Raw genomic sequence first — 24,802 nt, forward strand, 5'->3', positions numbered from 1 at the left:
CATCTACACGCGTGAAATCCCCGGGATCGATCGTTGAGCAATGAATCAGCTGAGAATCCCTCAACCGCCGCACGGCCGGGACCGACGACCGCCGGTGCGTGCCAGACTCTCGACGTGCCGTTCGACCCGCTCTGGCAGTCCCTCGAGGAGATCGGACGGGCGTCGGCCGGCGGCTACCGGCGGTTCGCCTGGACCCCCGAGGACGCGGCGCTCCGCGAGTGGTTCACCGCGCAGGCGACCGACCGCGGGCTGGCGGTCGAGCCCGACCGGGCCGGCAACCTCTGGGCCTGGTGGGGTGACCCGGACGACGCGCTCCGCCACGGACGGCCCGGCGTGGCCGTCGGCTCGCACCTGGACTCGGTGCCCGACGGCGGTGCCTTCGACGGACCGCTCGGGGTGGTGTCGGCGTTCGCCGCGCTCGACCTGCTGCAGGGGCGCGGGTTCCGGCCCGCCCGTCCGGTCGCGGTGGCCTGTTTCGGTGACGAGGAGGGCGCCCGGTTCGGTGTCGCCTGCGCCGGGTCGCGCGTGCTCACCGGGGTGCTCACCGCCGACCGGGCCCTCGCGCTGACCGACGCCGACGGGGTCACCCTGGCCGACGCGCTGACCCGGGCCGGGCAGGACCCGGCCGGCTGGGGGCCGGACCCGGTCGCGCTGGGCCGGATCTCCTGTCTGGTGGAGCTGCACGTCGAGCAGGGTCGCGGTCTGGTCGATCTGGGACGGCCGCTGGGGCTCGGGTCGCGGATCTGGCCGCACGGCCGGTGGCGGTTCGACCTGCACGGTCGCGCGGACCACGCCGGAACCACCCGGTTGGTCGACCGGCGGGACCCGATGCTCACGCTGGCCGTGGTCGTGCAGCGGATCCGGGCGCTGGCCGAGCGGCACGCGGTGCTGGCCACCTGCGGCAAGGTGCGCGTCGAGCCCAACGGCGTCAACGCCATCCCTTCCCGGGTCACCGGGTGGCTGGACTGCCGCGGCGACGACCCCGAGGCCGTCCGGACGCTGGTGGCCGAGCTCGGCGCCGAGGTCGCCGAGCTGGGGGGCGAGCTGTGCGAGGAGTCCTGGACGCCACCGACGCCGTTCGACCCGGGGCTGACCGCCCGGCTCGCCCGGGTGCTCGACGACCCGCCGGTGCTGCCGACCGGGGCCGGTCACGACTCCGGGATCCTCGCCCAGGCAGGGATCCCGACCGCGATGATCTTCGTCCGCAACCCGACCGGCGTCTCGCACGCTCCCGACGAGCGGGCCGAGCCCGACGACTGCCGGACCGGGGTGGCCGCGCTGGCCGACGTCCTGGCCGAGCTGGCCGGCACGTGATCACCGCGGTCTTCGCAGCCGACGCGCTGCTGCCGGACGGCCCCGCGCGCGACGTGCGGATCGAGATCGACGCGGGCCGGATCAGCACGGTGACCACCGACACCGAGCCGGGCGACGCGCTCCGGCTGCCCGGGGTGTTGCTGCCCGGCTTCGCCGACGTCCACAGCCATGCGTTCCACCGGGCGCTGCGCGGCCGCACCCACGACGACGGCGGCACCTTCTGGACCTGGCGCCGGCTGATGTACGCCGTGGCCGCACGGCTCGACCCCGACCTGATGCTCCGGCTGGCCCGCGCGGTGTACGCCGAGGCCGCGCTGGCCGGGGTGAGCGCGGTCGGCGAGTTCCACTATCTGCACCACGCGCCCGGCGGCGTCCGCTACGCCGACCCGAACGCCATGGCCGAGGCGCTCCGGCAGGCCGCCGCCGATGCGGGGGTCCGGCTCACCCTGCTCGACACCGCCTACCTCGCCGGCGGTCTGGACCCTTCGGGTCACCGGCCGCTCGACCCGGTGCAGCAGCGCTTCTCCGACGGTGACGTCGGGACCTGGGCGGCGCGGGTGGCCGCGTTGCCCGACTCGGCGGGGCTGCGGGTCGGGGTGGCGATCCACTCGGTCCGCGCGGTCCCGGCCGGCGACCTGTCCGCGGTCGGGTCGTTCGCCCGGAGCGGCCTCGGCCGGGGCGCCGACGACCCGCGTCCGCTGCACGTCCACCTGTCCGAGCAGCCGGCCGAGAACGCCGCCGCGCTCGGCTTCTACGGCCGGACGCCCACCGCGCTGCTCGAGCGGGCTGGTGTGCTCGGCCCGGGGACGACCGCGGTGCACGCGACCCACCTGACCGAGGCCGACGTCGCGACGCTGGGCGCGCACCGGACCGGCGTCTGCTTCTGCCCGACCACCGAACGCGACCTCGCCGACGGCATCGGTCCGGCCCGGTTGCTGGCCGACGCGGGCTGCATGCTCAGCCTGGGCAGCGACCAGCACGCCGTCCTCGACCTGGTGGAGGAGGCGCGGGCGCTCGAGCTGGGGGAGCGGGTCCGGTCCGGGCGTCGCGGCTGCTTCTCGCCGGCGGAGCTGCTCGCCGCGCTCACCCGGCACCAGGCCATCGGGTGGCCTGACGCCGGGCGGATCGCGGTCGGCGCGCGCGCCGACCTGGTGGCCGTGCGGACCGACACCGTGCGAACCGCGGGCGCCCGGCCCGAGCAGATCGTCTTCGCCGCCACCGCTGCCGACGTCGACACCGTGATCGTCGACGGGGAACCGGTCGTGCGCGACGGGCGGCACCGGCTCGGCGACGTCGGCGCCCTGCTCGCCGAGGTGATCGCCGCCTGTCAGGACGTCGCCGAGGGAGGTCCGCGATGAGTGCCGTGCTGGTCACCGGGATCGGTGAGCTGGTCACCAACGGCCCCGGGCAGGGCGACGGTCTGCTCGGGCTGCGGCACGGCGCCGCGGTGGTCTGCGAGGACGGCCGGGTGCGCTGGGTCGGGTCGGCCACCGAGGCCCCGGCGGCCGACCGGGTCGTCGACGTCGGTGGGCGCGCGGTGCTGCCGGGGTTCGTCGACGCGCACACCCACCTGGTCTTCGCCGGCGACCGGGCCGCCGAGTTCGCCGCCCGGATGGCCGGCGAGCGCTACGACGGCGGCGGGATCGCGAGCACCGTGGCCGCGACCCGGGCGAGCGACGACGACACCCTGCGCGCCCTGCTGGCCGACCGGATCGCCGAGCTGCGGAGCCAGGGGACGACTACGGTGGAGATCAAGTCCGGCTACGGGCTGACCACCGCCGACGAGCTGCGGGCGCTCCGGCTGGCCGCCGAGGTCACCACCGAGACCACCTTCCTCGGGGCGCACGTGGTGCCGCCCGACCATGATCACGACAGCTATCTGCGGCTGGTGCTCGGCGAGATGATCCCGGCCTGCGCGGGCGCGGCGCGGTGGCTCGACGTGTTCTGCGAGCCGGCCAGCGCGCACGCGTTCGACGGCGACCAGAGCCGGGCGGTGCTCGAGGCCGGCCGGGACGCCGGCTTCGCGCTCCGGGTGCACGGCAACCAGCTGGGTCCGGGCCCGGGCGTCCGGCTGGCCGTCGAGCTCGGCGCGGCCAGCGTCGACCACTGCACCTTCCTCGACGACGCGGACGTCGACGCGCTGGCCGCCGGCGACACGGTGGCCACGCTGCTGCCCGGCGTCGAGTTCGCCACCCGCTCGCCCTACCCGGACGCCCGACGGCTGCTCGACGCCGGCGTCACGGTCGCGCTCGCCACCGACTGCAACCCGGGAACCTGTTACACCACGTCGATGCCGCTGATCATCGCGCTGGCCGTCCGGGAGATGGGGATGACGCCGGCCGAGGCTGTCCGGGCCGCGACCGCCGGTGCGGCGCGGTCGTTGTGGCGCGACGACGTCGGGAGCATCACGGTCGGCTCGCGCGCCGACCTGGCGGTGCTCGACGCGCCCAGCCACCTGCACCTCGCCTACCGGCCCGGGGTCCCGCTGGCCCGCGCACTCGACGTCGGCTGAGCCCGTGCCGACGACCAAAATCATCCCGTGCTGACCGGCCGACCCCAGCCCGGCCTGTCGGTGGCGCGGCTGGTCGAGCACTACCCGCGGCTCTACCACGCCTCGGCGGCCGGGAGCTGGCCCAGCCTGCAGCGCCACGGTCTGCTGCCCACCACCCACCTGGTCGAGACCGCGGAGCTGCCCGCCGAGCGCCGGCACGAGCTGCTGACCCGACGCCGGACCGCGACGGTCGAGCTCGACCACCCGCGCTACGGACGGGTCGTGCTGCGCGACCAGCTGCCGCTCCGGCCCGAGCTGCTGAGCCCCAAGCTCGTCGGGGTGACCTTCGAGCAGTGGCTGGGGCTGCTCAACGAACGGGTGTTCTTCTGGCTGCACCCGCGCCGGCTGGCCGGCCTGCTGTCGGCCCGGATCTGCCGTGACCGCCCGTTCGACGTGCTGACCCTCGACACCGCCTCGCTGGTCGCCGCCCACCGGGAGCGGGTGCGGCTGTCGCCGATCAACTCGGGCTCGGCGCTGTACCCGAACGCCGCCGTCCGCGGCCCGGGGACCTTCGCCCGGATCGAGGACTATCCCTGGGCGGAACGCCGCCGGACCCGCCCGGTGGCCGACGCGGTCGCCGAGCTCGCGGTGATCGGGGGCGTCCCCGACCTGACCGAGCACGTGATCGCCGTCGACCGCTACCTCGGTCCGGCGCTGACCGGGCGGCTCTGGCCGGAGGGGTCCTTGCCCGCGGACCCGGCGATCGGTTGACTGCACGGGTGTCGAGCCCCGTCCCGCCGCCCGCGATCGACGTCCCCGAGTCGTTCCGGGCGATGCCGCGCTGGTGGCACGACACCCGCGGCCGGGCCTGGCTGGACGAGCTGCCGGCGTTGGTCGCCCGGCAGTGTGCGAGCTGGCGCCTCACCGTCGACGGTCCGGTGCTGCACGGCTCGAACGCGTTGGTGGTGCCGGTCCGGCGGGACGACGAGGTCTGCGTGCTGCGGCTGTCGCCGCCGGGTGACCGGGTCGACCGCGAGGCGGCGGCGCTGCGGTGGTGGGACGGCCGGGGCGCGGTCCGGCTGCTCGACGCCGACGAAGAGCGCCGGACGCTGCTGCTCGAACGACTCGACGTCACCCGCACCCTGCACGACGCCCCGCTCGACGAGGCGATGTCGGTGGTGGCGCAGCTGGTCAGCACGCTCGCCGTCCCGGCGCCGGTGGGGGCCCCGACCACGGCCGAGCTGGCCGCCGAGCAGCAGCACGCCATGGGCCGCGACTGGCTGGCGCTCGGCGCACCGACGTCGCGGGACCAGCTCGCGGTGGCCCAGCGGCTGGCCGGCGAGCGTGCCGCGGCACCGGTCGAGGACGTCTGCGTCGACGGTGATCTGCACTGTCGGCAGGTGTTGGCGGGGCAGCGGGCGCCCTGGCTGGTGGTCGATCCGGTGCTGCTCCGCGGCGACCGCGAGTACGACCTCGCCCGGGTGCTCTGGGAGCGGCTCGACGAGTTCGGCTCCGACGCCGCGGTGCGCGCCGCCTTCGACCGGTTCGTCCGCGAGGCCGACGTGCCCGAGGACCGGGCGCGGAGCTGGGTGGTGCTCCGCGCGATGTCCTATCTGCTCTGGGGCCTGGCCCGCGGCCTCACCCTCGACCCGCCGAAGTGCCGACGGCTGCTCGACGTCTTCGTCTGAGCTGCGTTCCTGTCAGTCCTCGTAGCCGACGAGCCAGCGCAGCCCGTACCGGTCGGTGACCTGGCCGTCGTGAGCGCCCCAGGGGCGCTGCTGGAGCGGGTCGACGTCCGTCCCGCCCTCGCAGAGCCGGTCGAACCAGGTCTGCAGGGTGGCCGGGTCGGCCGTGCCGAGCAGCGCGAACAGCACGCCCTCGACTCGTACCGTGGGTTCGTCCCCGGCGGCGTCGGACGCCGAGACGGCGACCGGGCCGCGCAGCTCACCGTGGGCGATCGCCTCGGCCGGTCCGTCCTCGCGGTTGAACTGGGCGTAGGTGAACAGGGCCAGCTCGCCGCCGAAGACGTCGCGATAGAAGGTCAGCGCCTCGCGCGCGGTGCCGGGGAGCTGCAGGTAGGGCGTGGGTCCGGGCATGCGGTTCAGGGTAGGGACACGCGCGTGACCTCGCGCACCCGGCTCAGTCGCGGTGCCGGACGATGTTGATCACGTTCCCGTCCGGTGCCCGGACGAAGAACCGACGGACACCCCAGTCCTCGTCCTGCGGTGGGTGCACGATCTCGTAGCCGCGGCGCTGCGCCTCGGCGTAGGCGGCGTCGACGTCGTCGACCTTGATCGACACCGCCGGCGCGACCGGGGCGCTCGCGTCGTGGGTGACGACCTGCACGCTCCGACCGGTCTCCGGCGAGGTGAACCGGGCCACCCAGCCGAGATTGAACTCCTCGGTCGCGAGGCCGAGGTAGGCGGCGTAGAAGGACCGTGCCGCGTCGATGTCGGGCACCGTCAGGTCGGTGATGATCTCGGTGATCCGCACCTGGACTCCTCTCCGTCGTCGGTGGCACGGGACCCAGCATCGCCGTTCTCAGGGTGTCCCGCCAGCGTCCCGGCCGGGTACCCGGAGCGGGAGTCCCGCGTGCCGGAGGATCGCGTCGACGACCTCGGTCACCGGCACCGAGGTGTCGATCACCACGCCGGTGCGCGGGGTGTCCTCACCGGTGCGGTGCAGACGGAGCACCAGCTCCCGGTCCTCGGGTTCGGCGCCGAACTCGCCGGCCGGCCGGCGTTCGAGCCGGCTCAGCAGCGCGGCATCGTCGACGTCGAGCACGAAGACGCCGTCGAACCGGTCGACGAAACGGTGGACGTTGCGCGACCCGCCGCAGAGGAAGGTGGCCTCGACGGTGCGGTCACGCAGCAGGGCCTCGACGAGGTCGAGCCGCCAGAGGTGGTTCTCGTGCCGCGCGGTGTCGGTCGGCTCGCCGGTGACCGGATCGCCCTGGTAGGCGAGGACGCGGTCGCCGTGGACGCCCTGATGGCCGCGCCGGAGCAGCTCGTCGCAGACGGTGGTCTTGCCGCTGCCCGAGACGCCCTCGACCAGGAAGTTGCGCCGCCCCATCAGCCGGACCCCGTCAGCTGCCCCGGACGCGGTCGAAGCGCTCGGGCTGGGCCACGAACCCGGCCGAACGGTAGGTGGCGACCGCGCCGGTCAGCCCGCTCGGCGTGCAGACCTCGGCGACCGTGCAGCCGCGACGACGCAACGCCTCCGCCGCGGCCAGGCAGAGGGCGCGGCCGTAGCCGTGGTGGCGGTGGTCGGCGTGCACGCCCAGCGGTTCGATCAGTCCGGTGCGGCCCGGTCCGGCCGACCAGGCGGTGATGGCCCCGACCACCGTGCATGCCGCGTCGTAGCCGATCAGGTGGTCGGCGGTGGTCGACGGCGACCCCGCGGCCAGGTCGCGCCAGCGCTCGAGGGTGAAGCGGGTCGAGCCGAAGGCGGACCGGATCACCTCCACGTAGCCGGCGGCGCCGACCTCGTCCACCGCGGCGATCCGCAGCCCCAGGCCCTCCTCGGTCACGACCTCCGGGCCCAGGTCGCGCCGCAGCGGCGTCCAGCCGTCGCCCGGAGACCAGCCGCGCCCGTCGAGCGCTGCCTGCAGCCGGATGCCGTTGGGGGTCTCGACGGTCACCGGGCCCGCGGGCAGGACCCCGCGGGCGGTCTCGGTGAGGTCGTCCGCGAGCCGATCGGCCAGGCCGGGGTCGTCGCGGAGCTCGGGCGCGACGGTGAGCCGCAGGACGTCGGGGCCGTCGAGGAGAGCGACCGCGCAGACCTTCTGCCCGTCACGCCAGACCCGGACCGCCGCGGCGGTCGCCTCGGCGCCGTTCCGGGCGAACCAGCCGAGGTCCCCGGGATGGAGCTGGAGGGTCAGGTCACCCGACTGCCAGCCGGCGAGCGTCTCGACGACCTCGCCCAGCCCGATCGCGTCCGGCGTGGTCACGGTGACGGTCACAGCGCGATCCAACCCCACCCGGTCGGCGCGTGCAGCCGCTTTTCCGCGAACCGCTAGCGTGCCGGGCGTGCCCGACGACCCGAACCAGCCCCGGACGGCCCTCGACCGGCGGGCGGCGCGTGTGCTGCCGGTCAACCACCGCGACGAGGTGCTGCTGCTCCGCGGGTTCGAGCCGGCCCATCCGGACGACCTGTTCTGGTTCAGCGTCGGCGGGGGTCTGGACGAGGGCGAGGACGACCGGCAGGCGGCGGTCCGCGAGCTGTGGGAGGAGACCCGGATCCGGGCGACGACCGCCGCGCTGGTCGGCCCGCTGCTCAGCGAGACGGTCGGATTCAGCTGGGGCCGTTACGACATCACCCAGCAGCAGACCTGGTGGGCGGTCCGGGTCGGGGACGTGCCGGTGAGCTTCGAGGGTCTCGACGAGGTGGAGCGGGCGACGACGGTCGAGCACCGTTGGTGGTCGGCGACCGACCTCGACGCCTCCGACCAGACCGCGGCGCCGGGACTGGTCGAGCAGATCCGGATGGCCGTCGCCGCCTGCTGACCGGTGAGCGCGGTCGGTCACCCACCGCTCGCACGGGAGACAAGCTCAGCGCACGGAAACCCCGACCAGCGCACAGGGCCCCACCACGGTGCCCTGAGCCTGTCGAAGGGCCGCAGCGCGCTTCGACAGACTCAGCGCACGATCTCGGCGTGCACCGCCGCGGTGGTCCTCAGGTGCCGGTCGAGCAGCTGGGAGCTCTCCGGATCGTCGCCGTCGGCCGCCAGGCTGACCAACCAGGGCACGGTCTCCAGCACCCCGACGAAACGGGTGACCCGGAGCTCGGCCTCCGCCTGAGGTGTCGTTCCCGGGTCGACGCCGAGCCGGTGCAGGCGGCCGAGGTAGTCGTCCAGCAGCGTCTGCTCGGACCGACCGGCGAGATCGGCGAGCACGCCGATGATCGCGGCGAGGTCGAAGAACCGCGGCCGCCGGCCGACGGTGGCCAGATCGAACACCACGAGTCTTCCCTGGTCGGTGCGGCCGAACTGGTGCGCGGCGAGCTCGCCGTGGCTGAGTGCGGTCGGCAGCGCCCGGTACTCGGGGAGCAGTCTCCGGTAGGTCGCCAGCCACCGGGTCGTCCCCGACCCCGGCTGTTCGCGGTCGATCCGAGCGAGCGCTGCGGCGAGCGAAACCTCGAACGTCGCCTGGTCGCTGCCGGCGGGCGGAGGTGCGAGCTCGGCCGGGGCGTCCTGCCGGGAGGCCAGCCGGGCGAGCAGCCCGAGCGCGGGATCGACGTCGTCGCGCTCGAGGCCGACCACCGGCAGCTCGTCGAGCACCAGCACCTCAGCACCGCCGCGGTCGACGGCGGCGTGAAGACGCGGGACCGGGACGCCCGCCTCAGCGAGCAGCCGATAGCGCGGCGCCTCCGGGCGGTCCGCGTTCTGCTTGACGAACAGCCTGACCTCGGCGACGCCAGACGCCGTCGGACAGCGCACCCGCACGCTGGCCGACGGGTGCCCGCCGTGGTGCCTGCCCTGGGGGCGGTGGATCACCTCGGCCGTGACGGGACCGCTCGTCCCGGGCAGGGCAGGGGCGAGGTCGGCCCAGGCGAGACCGAACGGAAGCGACGCCGAACCGGCGGCGACGGCTCGGCTCATCCGACGTCCGTGGTCGGCGGCTCGAGCACGCAGAGCTCGTTGCCGTCGGGGTCGGCGAGGACGTGCCAGCGCCAGCCGTCCTCGATCACCGGCTCGGCGGTCAGCAGCGTGGCGCCGAGGTCGACCAGCCGGGCCGTCTCCGTCTCGAGGTCGGGCGTGCGGAGATCGAGGTGCATCCAGTTCTTCTCGTGCTTGACGTCGGTCGTCCGCTGCAGCAGCACGTCCAGTCCGCCGTGCGCCCCAGGGACGAGCTGCAGATAGGGGTCCACGGCCGGGACCGGGGTGCGGTAGCCGAGCGCCGCACACCAGAACGCGGCGGCCCGCTCCAGATCCGCACAGTCGAGCACGAGGACGACGCTGCCGTGGTCGTAGGTCTGCACGCGACGAGCGTGCCACCTACCGTTCCCGTCGTCAGCCGGTCCCCGACCGCTCGAGGTGGTCGAGGTGATCGCGCAGCCGGTCGTAGGCCTGGTCGAAGTCGTCGACGCTGCGGTGTTCGGCCCACCAGGCGAGGTTGTTGTAGCCGACGGCGACCAGACAGGTGAGGAAGACCGCCGGGCCGGCGACCTCGACGGCGGCCCGGCGGAGCAGGTCGAGCGCGACGGGATCGGTGCCGGGCTGGACGACGCCCTGGCGGTGGAGGTCGGCGAGGTCGCGGACCCGCGTCCCGCGCCCGACGGTCTCGCAGTCGACGAAGGCGATCCCGGTGTCGGTGATGATCATGTTCGCGCTGCTGTAGTCGCCGTGCACCAGGTCGGTGACGGGTAACGCGACCGGTCCGAGCGTCCTGATCATCGCGCTGCCGCGTTCGACCAGCGCCGCACCTCGTGGCGACCGTGACGCCACGACCTCCCGCCAGGGATGATCGCCGCGGGTCACCGCGACGAGCTGGGCGGAGTCGTCGAACGCGTCCGGGTGGCCGAGCCCGGCCTGGGTGGCGTTGGCGGTGATCACCGCTCTCACGGTCCCCACGTTCAACCGCTCGACCGGAGAGCCCACCAGGTGCTGCTGCAGCACGAACGCGGTGCCGTCGTCGAGCACACCCCAGTGCCGCCAGGCGGCGGTCGGCCAACCGCCGCTCACCGCAGCCGTGATCACCGGACCGGCGCGCAGTACGGCCTGGGCCTTGACGGGGTCCGGTTGGACCTTGAGGACGAGGAACTCCCCGTCGGTGGACTGCACCAGCCAGGCGCCGCCCTGCTCGCCACCGGTGAGCGGGGCGACCCACGACAGCGCGATTCCGGTGCGCTCGGCCACCTCGGCGACGCAGGGATCCACGTGGGGGACTCTAGTGGCGCCGTCGCGCGGATCAGGAGTGGTCGGTCCCGAACCGGGCGCGGAGTTCGGCGAGCTCGGCGCGGAGGCGTTCGACTTCGCCGGGACGCTCGTCCTGGCTGGCGGTCTCCGCGCCGAGGCGGACGCGCTGCACCAGCCACGAGGCGAGCGAGGCGGTGACCACGCCGAGCAGGGCCACGCCGGCGATCATCAGGGCAGCAGCGACCAGTCGACCCTGAGTGGTGACCGGGTAGTGATCGCCGTAGCCGACGGTGGTGATCGTGGTGATCGCCCACCACAACGACGTCCCGAAGGTGTGGATGTTCGATCCGTGCGCGTGGCGTTCGGCCTCCAGCTCGGCCAGCGAGCCGGTGTAGAGCACGAGGGCGGTGGACAGGGCGACGTAGACCGCGACCCGGCCCTGCAACGAGTGCGCGACGCGGCGCTCGATGAAGCGCAGCAGCGTGATCAGCCGCAGCACCCGCAGCGGTCGCAGCAGCGGGAGCACGACGATGAGCAGGTCGACGAGGTGGTGCCGGACGTAGGACCAGCGGCGCTCGGCCAGCACGACCCGACCGACGTAGTCGACGGTGAAGACCAGCCAGGTGGCGTAGTCCACGAGCTCGAGGGCGAAGCGCAGCTCACGCGGCAGGTCGGGGACGAGGACGGTCCAGGAATAGCTGATCAGGAAGACGACGGCGGCAATGGCGAGCGGCAGCTCGGCACGTCGTTGCCAGGTGGCCAGGGTCATGCGGACACTATGGCTGCTGCCGTCGTCGCGCCTGGCGATCCCGCAGCGGCAGCGTAGATCGCGAGGCCAGCAATTCGTAAGATCTTCGCGCGCCGATCACCGCGAGACTGGGAGCCATGCGCCTCCCTTCCGCGGCCACGCGACCACGCCGGTGGCCGCACTTCGACAGCCCGGTGCGGTCGACCGCGCTGACCGCCCGGCTGGGTGCGGCGCTCGGGATCGCCATCGTGGTGCTGTTCGTCACCGGGCTGCTCAGTCATTACCAGTACCAACCGTGGCGCTGGCTGCCCGAACCGGCCTCGCCGGTCTGGGGCTACCGGGTGACCCAGGGGGTGCACGTGCTGACCGGGACCGCCTGCATCCCGCTGACCATGATCAAACTCTGGTCGGTCTATCCCAACCTGTTCCGCTGGCCACCGGCCCGGACGGTGCGCAAGGCGCTCGAGCGGTTGTCGATCTTCGTGCTGGTCGCCGCGACGCTGGTGCAGCTGGCCACCGGCTTCATGAACGTGCTCAACTGGTACGCCTTCCCCTGGTTCTTCACGAAGATGCACTACCGGCTGGCCTGGGTGGTGATCGGTGCCGTGCTGCTGCACGTCGCCGTCAAGCTCCCCGACATCGCCTACGGGCTCCGTGCCCGGCTGCGGACCGCGGACGTCCTGACCGAGGTGCCCTGGGAGGACAACCCGGACGCGCACAGCAACGCCGGCGAGGTGGAACCGCCGACGCCGGAGGCGATCGGCCGCCGCGGGGTGCTGGCGGCCGCCTCGGTGGGGATCGGCGTGGTCGTGCTGACCGCCGCGGGCCAGACCGTCACCGCCCTCGAACCGATCGGGCTGCTGGCCACCCGCCGCTACCCGGACGGCCCGCAGCGCGTCCCGGTCAATCGGACGGCCGAACAGGCCGACGTCAGGGCGCTGGCCACCGACCCCGACTGGACGCTCCGGGTGGACGGCCCACGACCCTTCACGGTCCCGTTGGACGCGCTCGAGGACGCCGGGCAGCTCCGGATCAGCGAGGCCCGGCTCCCGATCGCCTGCGTCGAGGGTTGGAGCGTCGGGGCGCTCTGGCGCGGGCCGACGCTGCTCGATCTCGTGCTCCGCGCCGGTGGGGCCGCCTCCTCGACCGTGCGGCTGCACTCGCTGGAGAAGGTGGGCTACAACGTGTCCGAGATCTTCGGGCCGCAGCTGTCCGCGGCGCTGCTGGCCACCCACCTGAACGGTGCCCGGCTCGACCTTGACCACGGCTACCCGTTGCGGTTGATCTCCCCGAACCGGGCCGGGGTGCTCAACACCAAGTGGTTGAGCCGGATCGAGGTGCTGTGAGCGCGGGGCCGCGAGGGCGGGTGGACCGGATGAGGCTGGCCAGGATCACCTCCGCGGTGATCGGCATCGCGCTCCTGGTCTGGGGCGTCCGGCTGCTGCTGAACTATCCGTGGCCGGTGCTGATCTCGCTGGGGACCTGGCTGGTCGCCGCGGTCCTCATCCAGGACGGGCTGCTCTCGCCCCTCGTGCTGCTGATCGCCGCCGGTCTGCGCCGACTGCCTGCCCGGCCCCGCCGGTTCGTGCAGTTCGGGCTGGTCGCCGCGTTCCCGGCGGTGGTGATCACGGTGCCGATGGCGCTGGTGCCGCACCTCGCCGACCCCCGGGACTTCCCGCGGGTCAAGGCGCTGCTGGTGCAGCCCTATCCGTGGCACCTGGTGCTGATCATCGGGCTGCTCGCCCTCGGCTGCCTGGTCGGTTGGGCCGTCCGGGTCGCGCGCGACCGGTCGACCGGACGCGAGCCGGTCGGTCCGCCGACGTCCTGACCGGCTATCGGCACGGCCAGCGGTCGGACGGTTCGAGCTCGGCCTGCCAGCGCGGGCCGGACGCCCCGGTGACCTGCCACAGCGCCCGCACCCCGAGACCGGCCGCGGCCGCCACGGAGGTCAGGGCGTCGGCCCCGAGCCAGGCCCAGGCGAACCAGGCGCTCGTCCGCTCCCCGTCGACCAACCGGACGCTTCCCGCACGCAGCCCGGTGCCCGGCGGTTCGACGTCGAGCAGGACCGACCCGCCCGGATCCAGCAGGTCGCGGCAGCGCCACAGCATCCGGATCGGGTCCCCGCCGATCCCGACGTTGCCGTCGGCGAGCAGCACGTGCCGCCAGCGGTGCTCGCCGAGCATCCGTCCGAAGACGTCACGCCGCAACGCCGTCCCTCCTCGGGCGCGGGTCAGCGCCACCGCGACCGCGGAGATGTCGACCCCGAGGGCCGGAGTCCCGCGGCGACCGAGATCGGCGGTCAGCCGGCCCGGGCCGCACCCGACGTCGAGGGTCGGGCCCAAGCAGCGGTCGAGCAGTCCCCGGTCACCGTCGTCGGGTTCCGAGCTCCACGCGCGGATCGGGAGGGCCCAGCGCGCTCCGGTCGCGGTCTCCATCGCCCCGGACCCGGTGCAGAGCCCGGTCTCGTAGAGCTCCAGCGGGTCGATCACGCCGGGGTCCCGCCGTCCGGGGCCACGAGCGGGTCGAGCACCCGGACGAGCTCGGCGAACCGGGTGGCGGGTGCGGTGGCGGCGACCGGGGCAAGATCGGTGACCTCGTCGACGTCGGTGAGCGTCTCGGTGAGCTCGATCCGCAGGCCGGCGCTCCGGAGCGCGGCCAGGGTCCGCGCACCGGTGTCGTCACGGGACATCGGCACCCCCACCAGGTGCTGCGCGTCGCGGGCCCGCCGCAGCCCGAGCAGCCACCAACCGCCGTCGACCGCCGGCCCGAGGACGGCGTCCGGTCCGAGGGGGTCGCTGAGCCGGAGGGCGACCGACCGCAGCACCGCCGGATCGACCTGCGGCGTGTCCATCCCGATCTGCACCACCGCGCCCTCGGGACCGGCCGCGTCGAGGTGCGCGTTCGCCAGCCGTTCTGCGAACTGGTCACCGCGCTGAGCGATGATCACCGTCGTCGCCAGCGCCGCGCGCAGCGCACCCGGGGCCGCCGCGCCGTCGACGTCGCCCGTCAACGCGATCACTGGCGCGGGGCCGCCCTCGGCGGCCGCCCGGACGGCATCCAGCGTGTCGAGCAGCGCCGCTGCCGCCAGGGCCGCGGCCTGGTGGTCACTGAGGGTCGGCGTCAGCCGGGTCTTCACCTGGCCCGGCACCGGCGCCTTGGCCACGACCAGGTGGACGACGTCGGGTGCGGGTCCGGTCACGGCCGCTCCGTCTGCTGCGCGGGCGGGCCGCTGGTGGCGGGACCGCGCCGGCGTGGTCGGCGCGCGGCGACCAGCACGGCGGCGAAGTCGCGCGCGACGGTCACGGTGCCCCGGACGGTCCCGCTGATCTTCGACCGGCTGCCGACCGCGCGAGCCCGGTAGCTGACGTCGACCTCAACGATCCGCCACCCGGCACGGGCGGCGGCCAGGATCGTCTCCAGCGGATAGCCGCAGCGCCGGTCGCGCAGGTCGAGGGCGAGCAGCGCCTCGCGGCGGGCGACCCGGACCGGGGCGATGTCGTGCACGGGAACGCCCGAACCGACCCGGATCAGCCCGGCCAGGAAGAGCGTGCCGAGCCGGGCGTGCCAGGGCCAGACGCGACGGGCGACGGGTCGCCGCCGTCCGCAGACCAGGTCCGCGCGGCCGTCGACGATCATCCGCACCGGCTCGACCAGCTCGGCCGGATCGAGCGAGCCGTCACCGTCGATCACGGCGACGATGTCGGCGGTGGCCGAGGCGATGCCCGCGTGGACCGCCGCGCCGTACCCCGCGCGGCCCTCGGCGATCACCCGCGCCCCGCCCCCGCGCGCCACCGCGGCGGTGTCGTCGGTCGAGTTGTTGTCGACCACCAGCACCCGCCAACCGGCCGGCACGTCCGCCAGCAGGCCGGGCAACGCGAGAGCCTCGTCCAGACAGGGCAGCACGACCTCGACCGAGCGGGCGGCGGGGTCGTCGACCACGGAGCGCGGGGACGGTGCCGGAGGGGGAGCGCCTGTGTCGGTCACTCCCCGAGCCTAGAGAGCCCGCGGACGTCCGGGCCCCATCGAGATCTTGCGAAACTCTTGCGGTTCGCCGCCGCGGGCTCCCCGGAACGGGATCCCGGCGCCGGATCGGCGATGCTCTACGGATCCGACGGCGACCGCCGATCGGGTCCCTGCCGCCGGGAGGTGTCGATGCCAGTCCGTGAGCCGTCCGCCACGGGAACCGACGAGCTCGCGCGGCCACCCGGCCGGCCCCCGGCCGATCACGGTCGACGCTGGTCGCCGTTCGGTCGCGCGGACCACATCGCCCTGGCGTCCGCGCTGGTTCTGATCGCGCTCGCCTCCGGGGTCGGCTTCTGGCTCGATGATCACGGCTTCGACCTGGTGCTGCCGACGCCGCCGCTGCTCGCGTTCTGGTCCCCCCACGTCGGCTGGGGCACGCCGCTGGCCCTGCTCGCGCTGCTGCTCGGTCTGCAGCTGCAACGGCGGGCGGCTGAGATCCGGTGGGGCCGACTGCTGCTGCTGGGATGGCTGCTCAACCTCGGCTGGTTGGTGTCCCTGACCCTGGTCGACGGGTTCCGCCGCGGCTGGGTCGACGTCCTGCTCGACCCCAACGAGTACCTGCACGACCTGCCCCGGATCACCGACGTGCACACATTCCTGTCCACGTTCAGCGAGCACATCCGCTACGGCGACCAACCGGCGCAGGCCTGGACCACCCATGTCGCCGGGCACCCGCCGCTGGCCACCCTGGCCTTCTGGGCCCTCGACCGGCTCGGGCTGTCCGGCGGCTTCTGGGCCGGCGCCCTCTGCATCCTGGTCGGCTCGGCGGCGGCGACCGCGCTGGTCGTGCTGGTCCGCGAGCTCGCCGGTGAGGAGCCGGCCCGTCGGCTGCTGCCGCTGGCGGCCCTGTTCCCCGGCGCGGTCTGGATCGGGGTGTCCGCCGACGGGCTGTTCGCTGGCGTGGCGCTGTCCGGGCTGGCCCTGACCGCAGTGGCCCTGACCCGGGGCGACGGTGAGCTGACCCGGCGCCCGCGGACCGCGCGGGCGTCGGCCGGCCTGGCCGGCGGCCTGCTGCTCGGCGCCACCGCCTACCTCTCCTACGGTCTGGTCCTGCTCGGCGTGGTGGTGCTGCTGATCGTGGCCTGTGGCTGGCGTCGCCGGGGAACGATCGCGCTGCGGGATCTCGGGGTGGTGACCGGTGGCGCGCTGCTGGTCGCCGCCGCCTTCACCCTGGCCGGGTTCGACTGGTTCACCGGGCTGGCCGAGCTGAGCGTCCGCTACCGGACGAGCGTCGCCAGCCAGCGGCCCTACGGCTACTTCGTCTGGGCGAACCTGGCCGCCTTCCTGATCAGCTGCTCCCCGCTGCTCGCCGTGGCGGTCGTGCGGTCGGTAGCTGTGCTTCGGAGCCGAGCGGACTCCACCCGAGCGGGCCGGCGGTGGTCAGCGGCACCGGAGGGTGACGTCGCGGTGGCGCTGCTCTGCCTGTCGGGCGTGACGGCCGCGCTGATCGCCGACATCTCGGGGATGAGCAAGGCGGAGACGGAACGCATCTGGTTGAGCTTCGGGGTGGTGGCCTTCTCCGGGCTCGCCCTGCTGCGGGGCCGTGCCGCCCGCTGGGCCCTCATCGGGTCCGCGGGCACGGCCCTATTGGTCAACCACCTGCTGGACACCGGCTGGTGAGCGCGGTGCGCGAGGGAGTGTTCCAGGTGCTGGTGGTCGACGACGACGCCAACGTCCGGGACGTCCTGCGCCGCTATCTGATCAAGGCCGGCCACCGGGTCCGGGAGGCCGCCGACGGACCGACCGCGATCGAGGTCCTCCGGACCGCCGACGTCGACCTGGTGGTCCTCGACCTGATGCTGCCGGGCCTCGGCGGTCTCGAGGTCTGCCGCACGCTGCGGGCCGAGTCCGACGTCGGCATCGTCATGCTCACCGCGCTCGGCTCCGAGGACGACCGGATCGCCGGGCTCGAGCTGGGCGCCGACGACTACGTGACCAAGCCGTTCTCCCCGCGCGAGGTCACCCTGCGGGTCGGCCGGCTGCTCGAACGGACGCGGTCGGCCGCCACCGGCCGCCGTGCCGACCCGGGGAGCGACCCGACCGCGTCACCGCTGGTCGACGGCGACCTGGTGGTCAGCCCGGCGGCCCGGACGGCCACCCGGGCCGGTCGACCACTGGCGCTGACCGGTCGCGAGTTCGACCTGCTCTGCTATCTGCTCCGCCATCCCGACCAGGCCCTCACCCGCCAGCAGCTGATGAAGGACGTCTGGGAGTGGGACTTCGGGGACGAGTCGACGGTCACCGTGCACGCGCGTCGGTTGCGGGAGAAGATCGAGAACGACCCGGCCCGTCCGGTCCGGCTGCTCACCGTGTGGGGGCGGGGCTACCGCTACCACCCCGTCGACGCCGATCCGGCCGACGGCCCTGCTCGACCGATCGCGCCCGCCGCGAGCGACGACGATGATCAGGAGGGCGGCCGGCGGTGACCGAGTTCTGGCACATCCTGCCGTGGGCGGTGCTGGCCTGCGCGCTGACGCTCGGGATCGAGGTCGTCCTGCTCCGGCTGATCGAGCACCGGTCGCCGCTGGTCTCGATCAGCGTGCTGGTCACCGTGCCGCTGGTCGCCGTGCTGCTCTTCGTGGTGGCGATCAGTGGTTTCATGTTCACCCCGCAGCTCCGCTGGACCTCGGTCACCTGCGCCCTGATCGGGATCACCCTGCTGCCGTTCGCCCTGCTGCTCGGGCGGCGGATCACGGCCCGGCAGCTGGCCGCCGAGACCCGCCGGGCCGACGAGCAGGCCCGGGACGCGGCCCGGCGCGAGCTGGTCGCCTGGCTCAGCCACGACCTGCGGACGCCGCTGGCCGGGATCGGGGCGATGAGCGAGGCGCTGGAGGACGGCCTGGTCGACGAACCGGCCGACGTGGTCGACTACGGCCGCCGGATCCGGGACGAGACCCGGCGGCTGACGGGGATGGTCGAGGACCTGTTCGAGCTGTCCCGGATCCACGCCGGCGCCCTCGACTTGCAGGTGCAGCGGATCCCGCTCGCCGAGCTGGTCCGCGACGTGGTCGAGAGCCTGACCCCGATCGCCGCCGGACGCGGGGTGCGGCTGACGGCCCCGGTCGGGAGCTGGCCGTCGGTCCGGGCTTCGGCGACCGAGCTGGACCGGGTGCTCCGCAACTTGGTGGGCAACGCCATCCGGCACACGCCGAGCGACGGCCAGGTCGAGGTGACCGCCGACGTCGTCGACGACCAGGTGCGGATCGGGGTCCGGGACGCCTGCGGAGGCATCCCCGACCACGACCTGCCACGGGTCTTCGAGGTGGCCTTCCGGGGGACCTCGTCACGCTCGCCGCAGGCCGGCGCGGACGGCGGCGCCGGGCTCGGACTGGCCATCGTCCGCGGGCTGGTCGAGGCCCAGCAGGGCGACGTGTCGGTGCGCAACGTCGACCAGGGCTGCCGCTTCGAGGTCCGGCTGCCGCTGGCCGCCTGAGCGCGCCTGCACGAGGACGGCGGGCAACGGTCGGCGCCTGTTCCTACGGTCAGGCGCCGTGCCGACGGTCAGGCGGTGGTCCGCCCGCCGGCGGCCGGTGCGCGCATCGGCGCCGCGACGAACGCAGCGACCCCGTCGTCGAAGCCCACCCGCGCGCTGAACCCCAGCTCGGTCCGGGCGCGCCCGGGGTCGGCGACGATGTGCCGGACGTCTCCGGGCCGTCCCCCGCCGACGACCTCGGGCCGTGGGCCGTCCATCACCTCGGCCATCCGGACCGCCAGGTCGAGGATGGACCGGGGCCGTCCGGACGCCACGTTGTAGGCCCGGTGGGGGCCTCCCGGCGCTGGCCCGTCGGCGTCGGTCAGCGCGTCCAGTGCGGCGAGGTTGGCCCGGGCCACGTCGGTCACCTCGACGAAGTCACGCTGCTGCGCGCCGTCCTCGAAGACCCGGGGCGGCCGGCCGGCCGCCAGCGACGACCGGAACATGCTGGCCACGCCGGCGTACGGGGTGTCGCGGGGCATCCGGGCGCCGTAGACGTTGTGGTAGCGCAGCGAGACCGCCCGACCACCGGTCTGCAGGCACCAGGCGGCGGCCAGGTGCTCCTGCGCCAGCTTGGTCGCCGCGTAGGTGGTGCGCGGGTCGAGCCCGGCGTCCTCGTCGATCGGGTGCCAGTCCACCGCGCGGCCGCAGTGCGGGCAGGGCGGGTCGAAGCGACCCGCGTCGAGGTCCTCCGGCCGCCGGGGAGCCGGGCGCACCTCGCCGTGCTCGGCACAGGTGTACCCGCCGTCGCCGTAGACGACCATCGAGGATGCCTGCACCACGCCGCTGACTCCGGCCCGGGTCATCGCCGACAGCAGGGTGGCGGTGCCGAGCACGTTCTGGCTGACGAAGGCGGGCGCGTCGTGGGCGTCCAGCCCGAGACCGACCATGGCTGCCTGGTGGCAGACCAGGTCGACCCCGGTCAGCAGCGGGGCGAGGGCCTGCTCGTCGCGGACGTCGACCTCGTGCAGCTCGCTCACCCAGTCGGGGCGGCCGGCGTGCGCGGCGGGCAAGAGGACGTCCACCGGCACCACCTCGTCGCCGCGCTCCCGCAGTTGGTCGACGATCGTCGAGCCGATGAAGCCGGCCGCACCGGTCACGAGTACGCGCATGCGCCCACTGCACCCGGTCCGGCGCCGGTGATCAAGTCGGCAGCGGGGTCGGCAGGGTGAGGCCGTCCAGCGAACGGCGGCAGCCGCAGACGGCCTCGTCGTCGGTCTCGGGTTCGGGGAGCTGAGCGACGACCCGCTCGAGCAGGCTCCGCAGCCGGCTGAGGTTCTGCTCGAACACGGCGAGCACGGCGGCGTGGGTGACCTCCTCGCCGGCCTCGACGCCGGCGTCGTGGTCGGTCACCATCGCCACCGCCGTGCAGCACATCGCCAGCTCGCGGGCGATCGAGGCCTCCGGCATCCCGGTCATCCCGACCACGGTGCCACCGGCCGCCGCGTGCCACTGCGACTCCGCCCGGGTGGAGAACCGGGGCCCGTTGATCACCACCAGCGTGCCGCCGTCGACCAGCGCCGGTGCGTCCGGCCCGTCGGCGGCCGCCTTCTGGGCGCTGGCCAGCACCGCCGCCCGCCCGCGGGGGCAGTACGGATCGGCGAAGGCGGTGTGCACGACCGGTCCGACGGCGTCCCAGACGGTGTGCTCGCGACCCCAGGTGCGGTCGATGATCTGGTCGGGCAGGACGAACGTCCCCGGGCCGAGGTCGGCCCGCAGCGATCCCACCGCGCACGGTGCGAGCACCTGCCGCACGCCGACCGCCCGCAGGGCCCAGAGGTTGGCCCGGTAGTTGACCCGGTGCGGGGGGTACTCGTGCCGCAACCCGTGACGGGGGAGAAAGGCGACCAGGCGGCCTCCGAGCCGGCCGACGGTCACCGGCGCGCTGGGGGCTCCGAAGGGGGTCTCGACCTCGTGCTTTTCGGCGTCCTCGAAGAGGCTGTAGAACCCGGAACCACCGATGATCCCGATGTCGGGCCGGGACAGTGTCGCCATGACGCGACAGTCAACCAGGCACAGTCGGACAGGCGCGCCGGCTTCGTGGCCGCGGACACCCCCGAGGTCGTGATGGCGGTGGAGGCCGAACGGCGCGGTCAGGGGGTGGGGAAGCGATTGTTGACCGCACTCCTCGACGTCGCGCGTGCCCAGGGTCACCGGGCGTTGAGTCTCCATGTCAGCAACGAGAACACGGCAGCGTCCGGCTTGTACGAGTCGATGGGCTTTCGACGGGTCGGAGAGGACGAGGGGCGAGGCGCGGTCATGCTCAGACAGCTCCGCCTGTGACGTCCCCAGCGATCGAAGGCTCCGGGCCTCGAAGCGAGCAATGGTCCAGCTCTGAAGAGGCGAGCCAGCCGACATTCGTACCGGTCACGCGGACGCGTGCGGTGGTCGGTGGTCACGCGTAGCCCGCGAGGAGGGTGCGGTCGAGCGGGCCTTGTGCCGGCCGGCGCCCGGACCTTCACCTTCTCCGCCCGAGTCAGGTGCGCCGCTGGCCATGATCGCGGTAACCGCTGTCACCGGCCTCACCACCGACCTCCACGACCTCGCGGTAGTACCGCGGCCAGTCTGGTCGGGTGCCGTCGCGGTCACTCAGGCCGTAGATGCCGGCGAGGTCGAAGCTGGACAGTGACCGACCGGCGAACCGGCCGGCAGCAGGATCAGCGGCCAGCGCAGCCACCCCCCCCCGCCCAGGAAATACGGCGACTCGGAGCAACAGAAGTGGGGTTCCCTCGCGGTCGCCTCTCGCCAGGTCGCCTCGGTGACGCCGTACCGGTCGAGCATCCGCTCCGACCTCAGCCATCCAGGACTCACCGACACCGCGGTCGACCCGAACCGAGCCAACTCGGCTGCCTGGGCCACCGCCAGCCTGATCACCGACGCCTTCACGAGGTCGTAGAAGAACGAGCCGCGGTACGCGCCTCCACCGTCGTGAGCGCCATCGGTCACCTCGACGACCAACCCACCCCGGCGGCGAGACAACAGACGAAGCGCCGCATGGCTCGTCACCAGATGCGTCTCCACGCCACGGCGCACCATCAACAGCCCGTCATCGAGGGACTGCTCCCACAACGGTCGCTCCCAATCGGTCAACCCATCGCCGCCCCAGACGTCGTTCACCAAGATGTCGAGTCGACCGACCTCGTCCTCGATCCGGGCGACCAGACGCGCGACCGCCACTGGGTCGCTGTGGTCCACCCGCACGGGCACACCGCGACCACCCACCGCGTCGACGAGATCGGCGGTCTCCTCGATCGTCTCCGGCCGATCGAGATCGGAACGTCCCAGGCGCGAACTGCGCCCGGTCGCGTACACCGTCGCACCGAGAGCCCCCAGCTCAACCGCGATGGCACGACCAGCGCTGCGGGTGGCGCCAGCGACGAGCGCGACCCGACCGGTGAGCACCCGTCGATGCTAGAGAGATGGGCCTCCTCGGTCCACCGGTGGGCGAGCGCGGTTCGCAATAGCCGGTCCTCCAGTGCGACAGGCTGTGACGCTCGCTGGACTACAACCGCAGACGGGTCACCGACCAGCCACTTCGTTGCGACGGCATGTCGATGAAGGGTCCCTCGTCGTCGAAGTCGACGTCTTGGGCGATCAGCCCCGCCGTTGCGGTCGGGCCGGCCGGAGCCCAAGCCGACGTCACGATGGACTCGTTTCCCCGCCGCGCCTCAAGCCGGACCCGACCGACCCCGTCCCACGTCTGTCGATACACTCGCCGCACCTGCCCCGACCCAACGGGATCGACCTCCCAATCCGACGGCATGACCAGATCCGCCGGGTCGGCGTCCAGACGGTCCGCGAGTTCTGCGATCACCGGGTCCACGTCGAAACCGTCCACCTCGGCACGCAAGCGCACGCTGCGCATCACGTCGTCGCACACCTGCCGACGCTGTTCGTTCTCCACGAGGCGGTCGAATCCTGCGCCGACCGTGACCACAGCCTCGGTCCCGTCATCGCTGAGCTCGACAGCCGGCTGCTCACCAAGCCGTGCCGTCACCAGCAGCTCAGGACTGATGCGAGACGTCAGGGCTGCTTCGGTGAGGATCTGGACCAGGTGGTCACACAAGAACCGGGCCTTGTGCAGCCATCGGTCAACCGCCGGATCGGCGTGCCATGTGGCGTGCTCCTGCCGGGCATAGCTGCCAACAGCATCGATCCGCAGAAACGGATAGCTCGCGGCGGTGACCTCGAACGCTGGCACGGCAGCAAGCTTGTGCCTGGTGGCGAAGTCCGCGAGTCCGCGATTCGCTAGGGACCGCAGCCAGGCCGTGGTCTGAGCCTGGTCCGATCGGTCGGCCACCCAGGTCTCACGCCAGGTCGTCAGCAGCAATTCCGGGAAGCCCTTCGTGATGCGCCGGCTCCGCCACGTCTTCCGCGCCCACGAATCGAACTCGAAGACCACCGTGAACCGCTCAACCTGAAGGTTCGGTCGCCACGACTCCAGCCAGACTGAGCGCCATCCGTCCCCGGACAGTTCTTGCGCCATGCCATCGACTGACTGAAACAGACGACGCTGGCTGGCCGCCGAACCGAACGGTGACGGCTCCAACAAAACCTGCCAAGCCCAGTCCGGCGGGATGGCCGACATCCCGGAATGGCCACTCATCTCGCGATCATGACATCGCCGAGGGCGAATCGTGCTTGCAGTAGCCGGTGGTCACGCGGACGCGTGCAGTTGCCGGTGGTCACGCGGACGCGTGCAGTTGCCGGTGGTCACGCGGACGCGTGCAGTTGCCGGTGGTCACGCGGACGCGTGCAGTTGCCGGTGGTCACGCGGACGCGTGCAGTTGCCGGTGGTCACGCGGACGCGTGCAGTTGCCGGTGGTCACGCGGACGCGTGCAGTTGTCGGTGGTCACGCGGACGCGTGCAGTTGTCGGTGGTCACGCGGACGCGTGCAGTTGCCGGTGGTCACGCGGACGCGTGCAGTTGCCGGTGGTCACGCGGACGCGTGCAGTTGCCGGTGGTCACGCGGACGCGTGCAGTTGCCGGTGGTCACGCGGACGCGTGCAGTTGCCGGTGGTCACGCGGACGCGTGCAGTTGCCGGTGGTCACGCGGACGCGTGCAGTTGCCGGTGGTCACGCGGACGCGTGCAGTTGCCGGTGGTCACGCGGACGCGTGCAGTTGCCGGTGGTCACGCGGACGCGTGCAGTTGCCGGTGGTCACGCGGACGCGTGCAGTTGCCGGTGGTCACGCGGACGCGTGCGGTGGTCGGTGGTCACGCGGATGCGTGCGGTGGTCGGTGGTCACGCGGATGCGTGCGGTAGCCACCGACCGACACATCCATGCAGATCAAACCCGCGCGAACACCGCGCGAGCGGTTTCGCAGAAATCGACAATATCGGCTCGATCCGCGACGACCCCACCTTCGAGCATCAGGGCCTGCAGCTGTTCTGAGCGAGCGCCGCCATACTCGCGCACCGTCTCGGCTGTCACAGGCTGCACCACGATGTGAAGGTGCTTGCGCCCATCGCTGCCATGAGCCCAAAGCGCCACGTAGGTCTGCTCAGGCTGCAGAATCTGCTCCACCGTCAGAGCAGACCGGCGCAGTAGCAGACCAAGCTCGAGTGAGGCGTCTTGCGAGAGGTCGGCTAGGGCGTCGATGTGTTCGGTTGGGCTGAGCACCAGAGTGCCGAGATTCATGGAGCCCACGACGTGGTTGATCACCCAAGTGTCCGACCTGAAGATGAAGCCGCCGGGGAGGTCTCGACGGCCCTGAATCAAATCACAGCCCAAACACCCCGGAACATCCACACCACAGATCCTGCCATTGCGGTTCCAGGCATCCCGGTAGAACAGCCGCTCGCAGTGGTCGGTGGTCACGCGGACGCGTGCAGTTGCCGGTGTCCACGCGGACGCCTGCAGTAGCCGCTGGTTCAAGGATCTCCCGCGCTTCCAT

At 73.2% G+C, this 24,802-nt stretch carries 28 protein-coding genes; 12 read left to right on the forward strand and 16 right to left on the reverse strand.

Annotated features, from left to right (window positions below; all coding sequences use genetic code 11):
* The first annotated feature begins 114 nt into the window (after positions 1-114).
* From FHX74_RS07690 to FHX74_RS07710, 5 genes are read left to right on the forward strand one after another with little or no spacing between them, the layout of a single operon-like run.
* On the forward strand, positions 115-1,314 hold the full coding sequence (locus FHX74_RS07690; RefSeq protein WP_182559478.1) for an allantoate amidohydrolase: 1,200 nt from the start codon (positions 115-117) through the stop codon (positions 1,312-1,314).
* Positions 1,311-2,672 (forward strand): formimidoylglutamate deiminase, encoded by a 1,362-nt coding sequence (locus tag FHX74_RS07695; protein ID WP_328823696.1) that lies wholly within the window; start codon positions 1,311-1,313, stop codon positions 2,670-2,672. Before FHX74_RS07690 ends, FHX74_RS07695 begins: the two co-directional genes overlap by 4 nt.
* Complete coding sequence (hutI, locus tag FHX74_RS07700) at positions 2,669-3,826, forward strand: imidazolonepropionase (RefSeq protein ID WP_182559479.1); 1,158 nt, start codon at positions 2,669-2,671, stop codon at positions 3,824-3,826. Before FHX74_RS07695 ends, hutI begins: the two co-directional genes overlap by 4 nt.
* Positions 3,827-3,853: 27 nt before the next feature.
* The gene (locus tag FHX74_RS07705; protein ID WP_182559480.1) at positions 3,854-4,576 is read left to right on the forward strand and encodes a DUF7002 family protein; all 723 of its coding nucleotides are present in this window, start codon (positions 3,854-3,856) and stop codon (positions 4,574-4,576) included.
* A gap of 8 nt (positions 4,577-4,584) precedes the next feature.
* Entirely contained in the window at positions 4,585-5,493 is a 909-nt protein-coding gene (locus FHX74_RS07710; RefSeq protein WP_328823697.1) for an aminoglycoside phosphotransferase family protein, read from the forward strand.
* Positions 5,494-5,505: 12 nt separating this feature from the next.
* On the opposite strand, the gene FHX74_RS07715 is transcribed toward FHX74_RS07710, so the two are convergent.
* Genes FHX74_RS07715 through FHX74_RS07730 form a run of 4 tightly spaced genes read right to left on the reverse strand, consistent with a single transcriptional unit; the run spans position 5,506 to position 7,766 of the window.
* A complete protein-coding gene (locus FHX74_RS07715; protein WP_182559481.1) occupies positions 5,506-5,901 on the reverse strand; it encodes a VOC family protein in 396 nt (131 codons plus the stop codon).
* A gap of 43 nt (positions 5,902-5,944) precedes the next feature.
* On the reverse strand, positions 5,945-6,298 hold the full coding sequence (locus FHX74_RS07720) for a VOC family protein (protein ID WP_182559482.1): 354 nt from the start codon (positions 6,296-6,298) through the stop codon (positions 5,945-5,947).
* 48 nt (positions 6,299-6,346) lie between these two features.
* Complete coding sequence (locus FHX74_RS07725) at positions 6,347-6,877, reverse strand: AAA family ATPase (RefSeq protein ID WP_182559483.1); 531 nt, start codon at positions 6,875-6,877, stop codon at positions 6,347-6,349.
* Positions 6,878-6,890: 13 nt separating this feature from the next.
* Positions 6,891-7,766 (reverse strand): GNAT family N-acetyltransferase, encoded by an 876-nt coding sequence (locus FHX74_RS07730; RefSeq protein WP_182559484.1) that lies wholly within the window; start codon positions 7,764-7,766, stop codon positions 6,891-6,893.
* Positions 7,767-7,833: 67 nt separating this feature from the next.
* Here FHX74_RS07730 and FHX74_RS07735 point away from each other — a divergent pair, with 67 nt between their 5' ends.
* Positions 7,834-8,310 carry an NUDIX hydrolase gene (locus tag FHX74_RS07735; RefSeq protein WP_182559485.1) on the forward strand — a complete coding sequence of 159 codons (477 nt, stop codon included), beginning with the start codon at positions 7,834-7,836 and terminating at the stop codon, positions 8,308-8,310.
* A gap of 131 nt (positions 8,311-8,441) precedes the next feature.
* Here the strand turns inward: FHX74_RS07735 and FHX74_RS07740 are convergent, their stop codons facing one another.
* The 4 genes from FHX74_RS07740 to FHX74_RS07755 are packed head-to-tail and all read right to left on the reverse strand — an operon-like array spanning position 8,442 to position 11,430.
* Positions 8,442-9,404, reverse strand: coding sequence for a phosphotransferase family protein (locus FHX74_RS07740; protein WP_182559486.1), 963 nt, complete (start codon positions 9,402-9,404; stop codon positions 8,442-8,444).
* Positions 9,401-9,784 (reverse strand): VOC family protein, encoded by a 384-nt coding sequence (locus FHX74_RS07745; protein ID WP_182559487.1) that lies wholly within the window; start codon positions 9,782-9,784, stop codon positions 9,401-9,403. The genes FHX74_RS07740 and FHX74_RS07745 overlap by 4 nt, the downstream gene beginning before the upstream one ends.
* A 31-nt stretch (positions 9,785-9,815) precedes the next feature.
* The gene (locus tag FHX74_RS07750; RefSeq protein ID WP_182559488.1) at positions 9,816-10,682 is read right to left on the reverse strand and encodes a phosphotransferase; all 867 of its coding nucleotides are present in this window, start codon (positions 10,680-10,682) and stop codon (positions 9,816-9,818) included.
* Positions 10,683-10,713: 31 nt separating this feature from the next.
* Positions 10,714-11,430 (reverse strand): potassium channel family protein, encoded by a 717-nt coding sequence (locus FHX74_RS07755; protein ID WP_182559489.1) that lies wholly within the window; start codon positions 11,428-11,430, stop codon positions 10,714-10,716.
* Positions 11,431-11,546: 116 nt separating this feature from the next.
* Here FHX74_RS07755 and FHX74_RS07760 point away from each other — a divergent pair, with 116 nt between their 5' ends.
* Positions 11,547-12,755, forward strand: a complete 1,209-nt coding sequence (locus tag FHX74_RS07760; RefSeq protein WP_182559490.1) for a molybdopterin-dependent oxidoreductase — start codon at positions 11,547-11,549, stop codon at positions 12,753-12,755.
* Positions 12,756-12,784: 29 nt separating this feature from the next.
* A complete protein-coding gene (locus tag FHX74_RS07765) occupies positions 12,785-13,237 on the forward strand; it encodes a hypothetical protein (RefSeq protein ID WP_182559491.1) in 453 nt (150 codons plus the stop codon).
* Positions 13,238-13,241: 4 nt separating this feature from the next.
* Here the strand turns inward: FHX74_RS07765 and FHX74_RS07770 are convergent, their stop codons facing one another.
* From FHX74_RS07770 to FHX74_RS07780, 3 genes are read right to left on the reverse strand one after another with little or no spacing between them, the layout of a single operon-like run.
* Positions 13,242-13,898 carry a methyltransferase domain-containing protein gene (locus FHX74_RS07770; RefSeq protein ID WP_220483593.1) on the reverse strand — a complete coding sequence of 219 codons (657 nt, stop codon included), beginning with the start codon at positions 13,896-13,898 and terminating at the stop codon, positions 13,242-13,244.
* Positions 13,895-14,608, reverse strand: coding sequence for a TIGR04282 family arsenosugar biosynthesis glycosyltransferase (locus FHX74_RS07775; RefSeq protein WP_182559492.1), 714 nt, complete (start codon positions 14,606-14,608; stop codon positions 13,895-13,897). The genes FHX74_RS07770 and FHX74_RS07775 overlap by 4 nt, the downstream gene beginning before the upstream one ends.
* Complete coding sequence (locus tag FHX74_RS07780) at positions 14,605-15,393, reverse strand: glycosyltransferase family 2 protein (protein WP_328823698.1); 789 nt, start codon at positions 15,391-15,393, stop codon at positions 14,605-14,607. Before FHX74_RS07780 ends, FHX74_RS07775 begins: the two co-directional genes overlap by 4 nt.
* A 168-nt stretch (positions 15,394-15,561) precedes the next feature.
* On the opposite strand from FHX74_RS07780, the gene FHX74_RS07785 reads away from it, so the two are divergent.
* From FHX74_RS07785 to FHX74_RS07795, 3 genes are read left to right on the forward strand one after another with little or no spacing between them, the layout of a single operon-like run.
* A complete protein-coding gene (locus tag FHX74_RS07785; protein ID WP_182559493.1) occupies positions 15,562-17,052 on the forward strand; it encodes a hypothetical protein in 1,491 nt (496 codons plus the stop codon).
* Between the two features lie 5 nt (positions 17,053-17,057).
* On the forward strand, positions 17,058-17,858 hold the full coding sequence (locus tag FHX74_RS07790; protein WP_182559494.1) for a response regulator transcription factor: 801 nt from the start codon (positions 17,058-17,060) through the stop codon (positions 17,856-17,858).
* Entirely contained in the window at positions 17,855-18,865 is a 1,011-nt protein-coding gene (locus FHX74_RS07795) for a sensor histidine kinase (RefSeq protein WP_182559495.1), read from the forward strand. The genes FHX74_RS07790 and FHX74_RS07795 overlap by 4 nt, the downstream gene beginning before the upstream one ends.
* A gap of 68 nt (positions 18,866-18,933) precedes the next feature.
* Here the strand turns inward: FHX74_RS07795 and FHX74_RS07800 are convergent, their stop codons facing one another.
* Together FHX74_RS07800 and FHX74_RS07805 are read right to left on the reverse strand one after the other, a co-directional pair.
* Positions 18,934-20,016: an NAD-dependent epimerase/dehydratase family protein gene (locus FHX74_RS07800; protein ID WP_182559496.1), complete on the reverse strand. Its 1,083-nt coding sequence runs from the start codon at positions 20,014-20,016 to the stop codon at positions 18,934-18,936.
* A 31-nt stretch (positions 20,017-20,047) separates the two neighbouring features.
* Complete coding sequence (locus FHX74_RS07805) at positions 20,048-20,899, reverse strand: S-methyl-5'-thioadenosine phosphorylase (protein WP_182559497.1); 852 nt, start codon at positions 20,897-20,899, stop codon at positions 20,048-20,050.
* Between the two features lie 45 nt (positions 20,900-20,944).
* Between FHX74_RS07805 and FHX74_RS21300 the strand changes: the two genes are divergently transcribed.
* Complete coding sequence (locus tag FHX74_RS21300; RefSeq protein ID WP_182559498.1) at positions 20,945-21,187, forward strand: GNAT family N-acetyltransferase; 243 nt, start codon at positions 20,945-20,947, stop codon at positions 21,185-21,187.
* Between the two features lie 306 nt (positions 21,188-21,493).
* Here the strand turns inward: FHX74_RS21300 and FHX74_RS07815 are convergent, their stop codons facing one another.
* From FHX74_RS07815 to FHX74_RS07825, 3 genes are all read right to left on the reverse strand, one after another.
* A complete protein-coding gene (locus FHX74_RS07815) occupies positions 21,494-22,306 on the reverse strand; it encodes an SDR family oxidoreductase (RefSeq protein ID WP_328823699.1) in 813 nt (270 codons plus the stop codon).
* Between the two features lie 100 nt (positions 22,307-22,406).
* Positions 22,407-23,510, reverse strand: a complete 1,104-nt coding sequence (locus tag FHX74_RS07820; RefSeq protein ID WP_182559499.1) for a hypothetical protein — start codon at positions 23,508-23,510, stop codon at positions 22,407-22,409.
* Positions 23,511-24,195: 685 nt separating this feature from the next.
* Entirely contained in the window at positions 24,196-24,726 is a 531-nt protein-coding gene (locus FHX74_RS07825) for an HIT family protein (RefSeq protein WP_220483594.1), read from the reverse strand.
* Positions 24,727-24,802: the final 76 nt, after the last annotated feature.

This window comes from Microlunatus kandeliicorticis (assembly GCF_014137855.1).
Lineage (GTDB): Bacteria > Actinomycetota > Actinomycetes > Propionibacteriales > Propionibacteriaceae > Microlunatus > Microlunatus kandeliicorticis.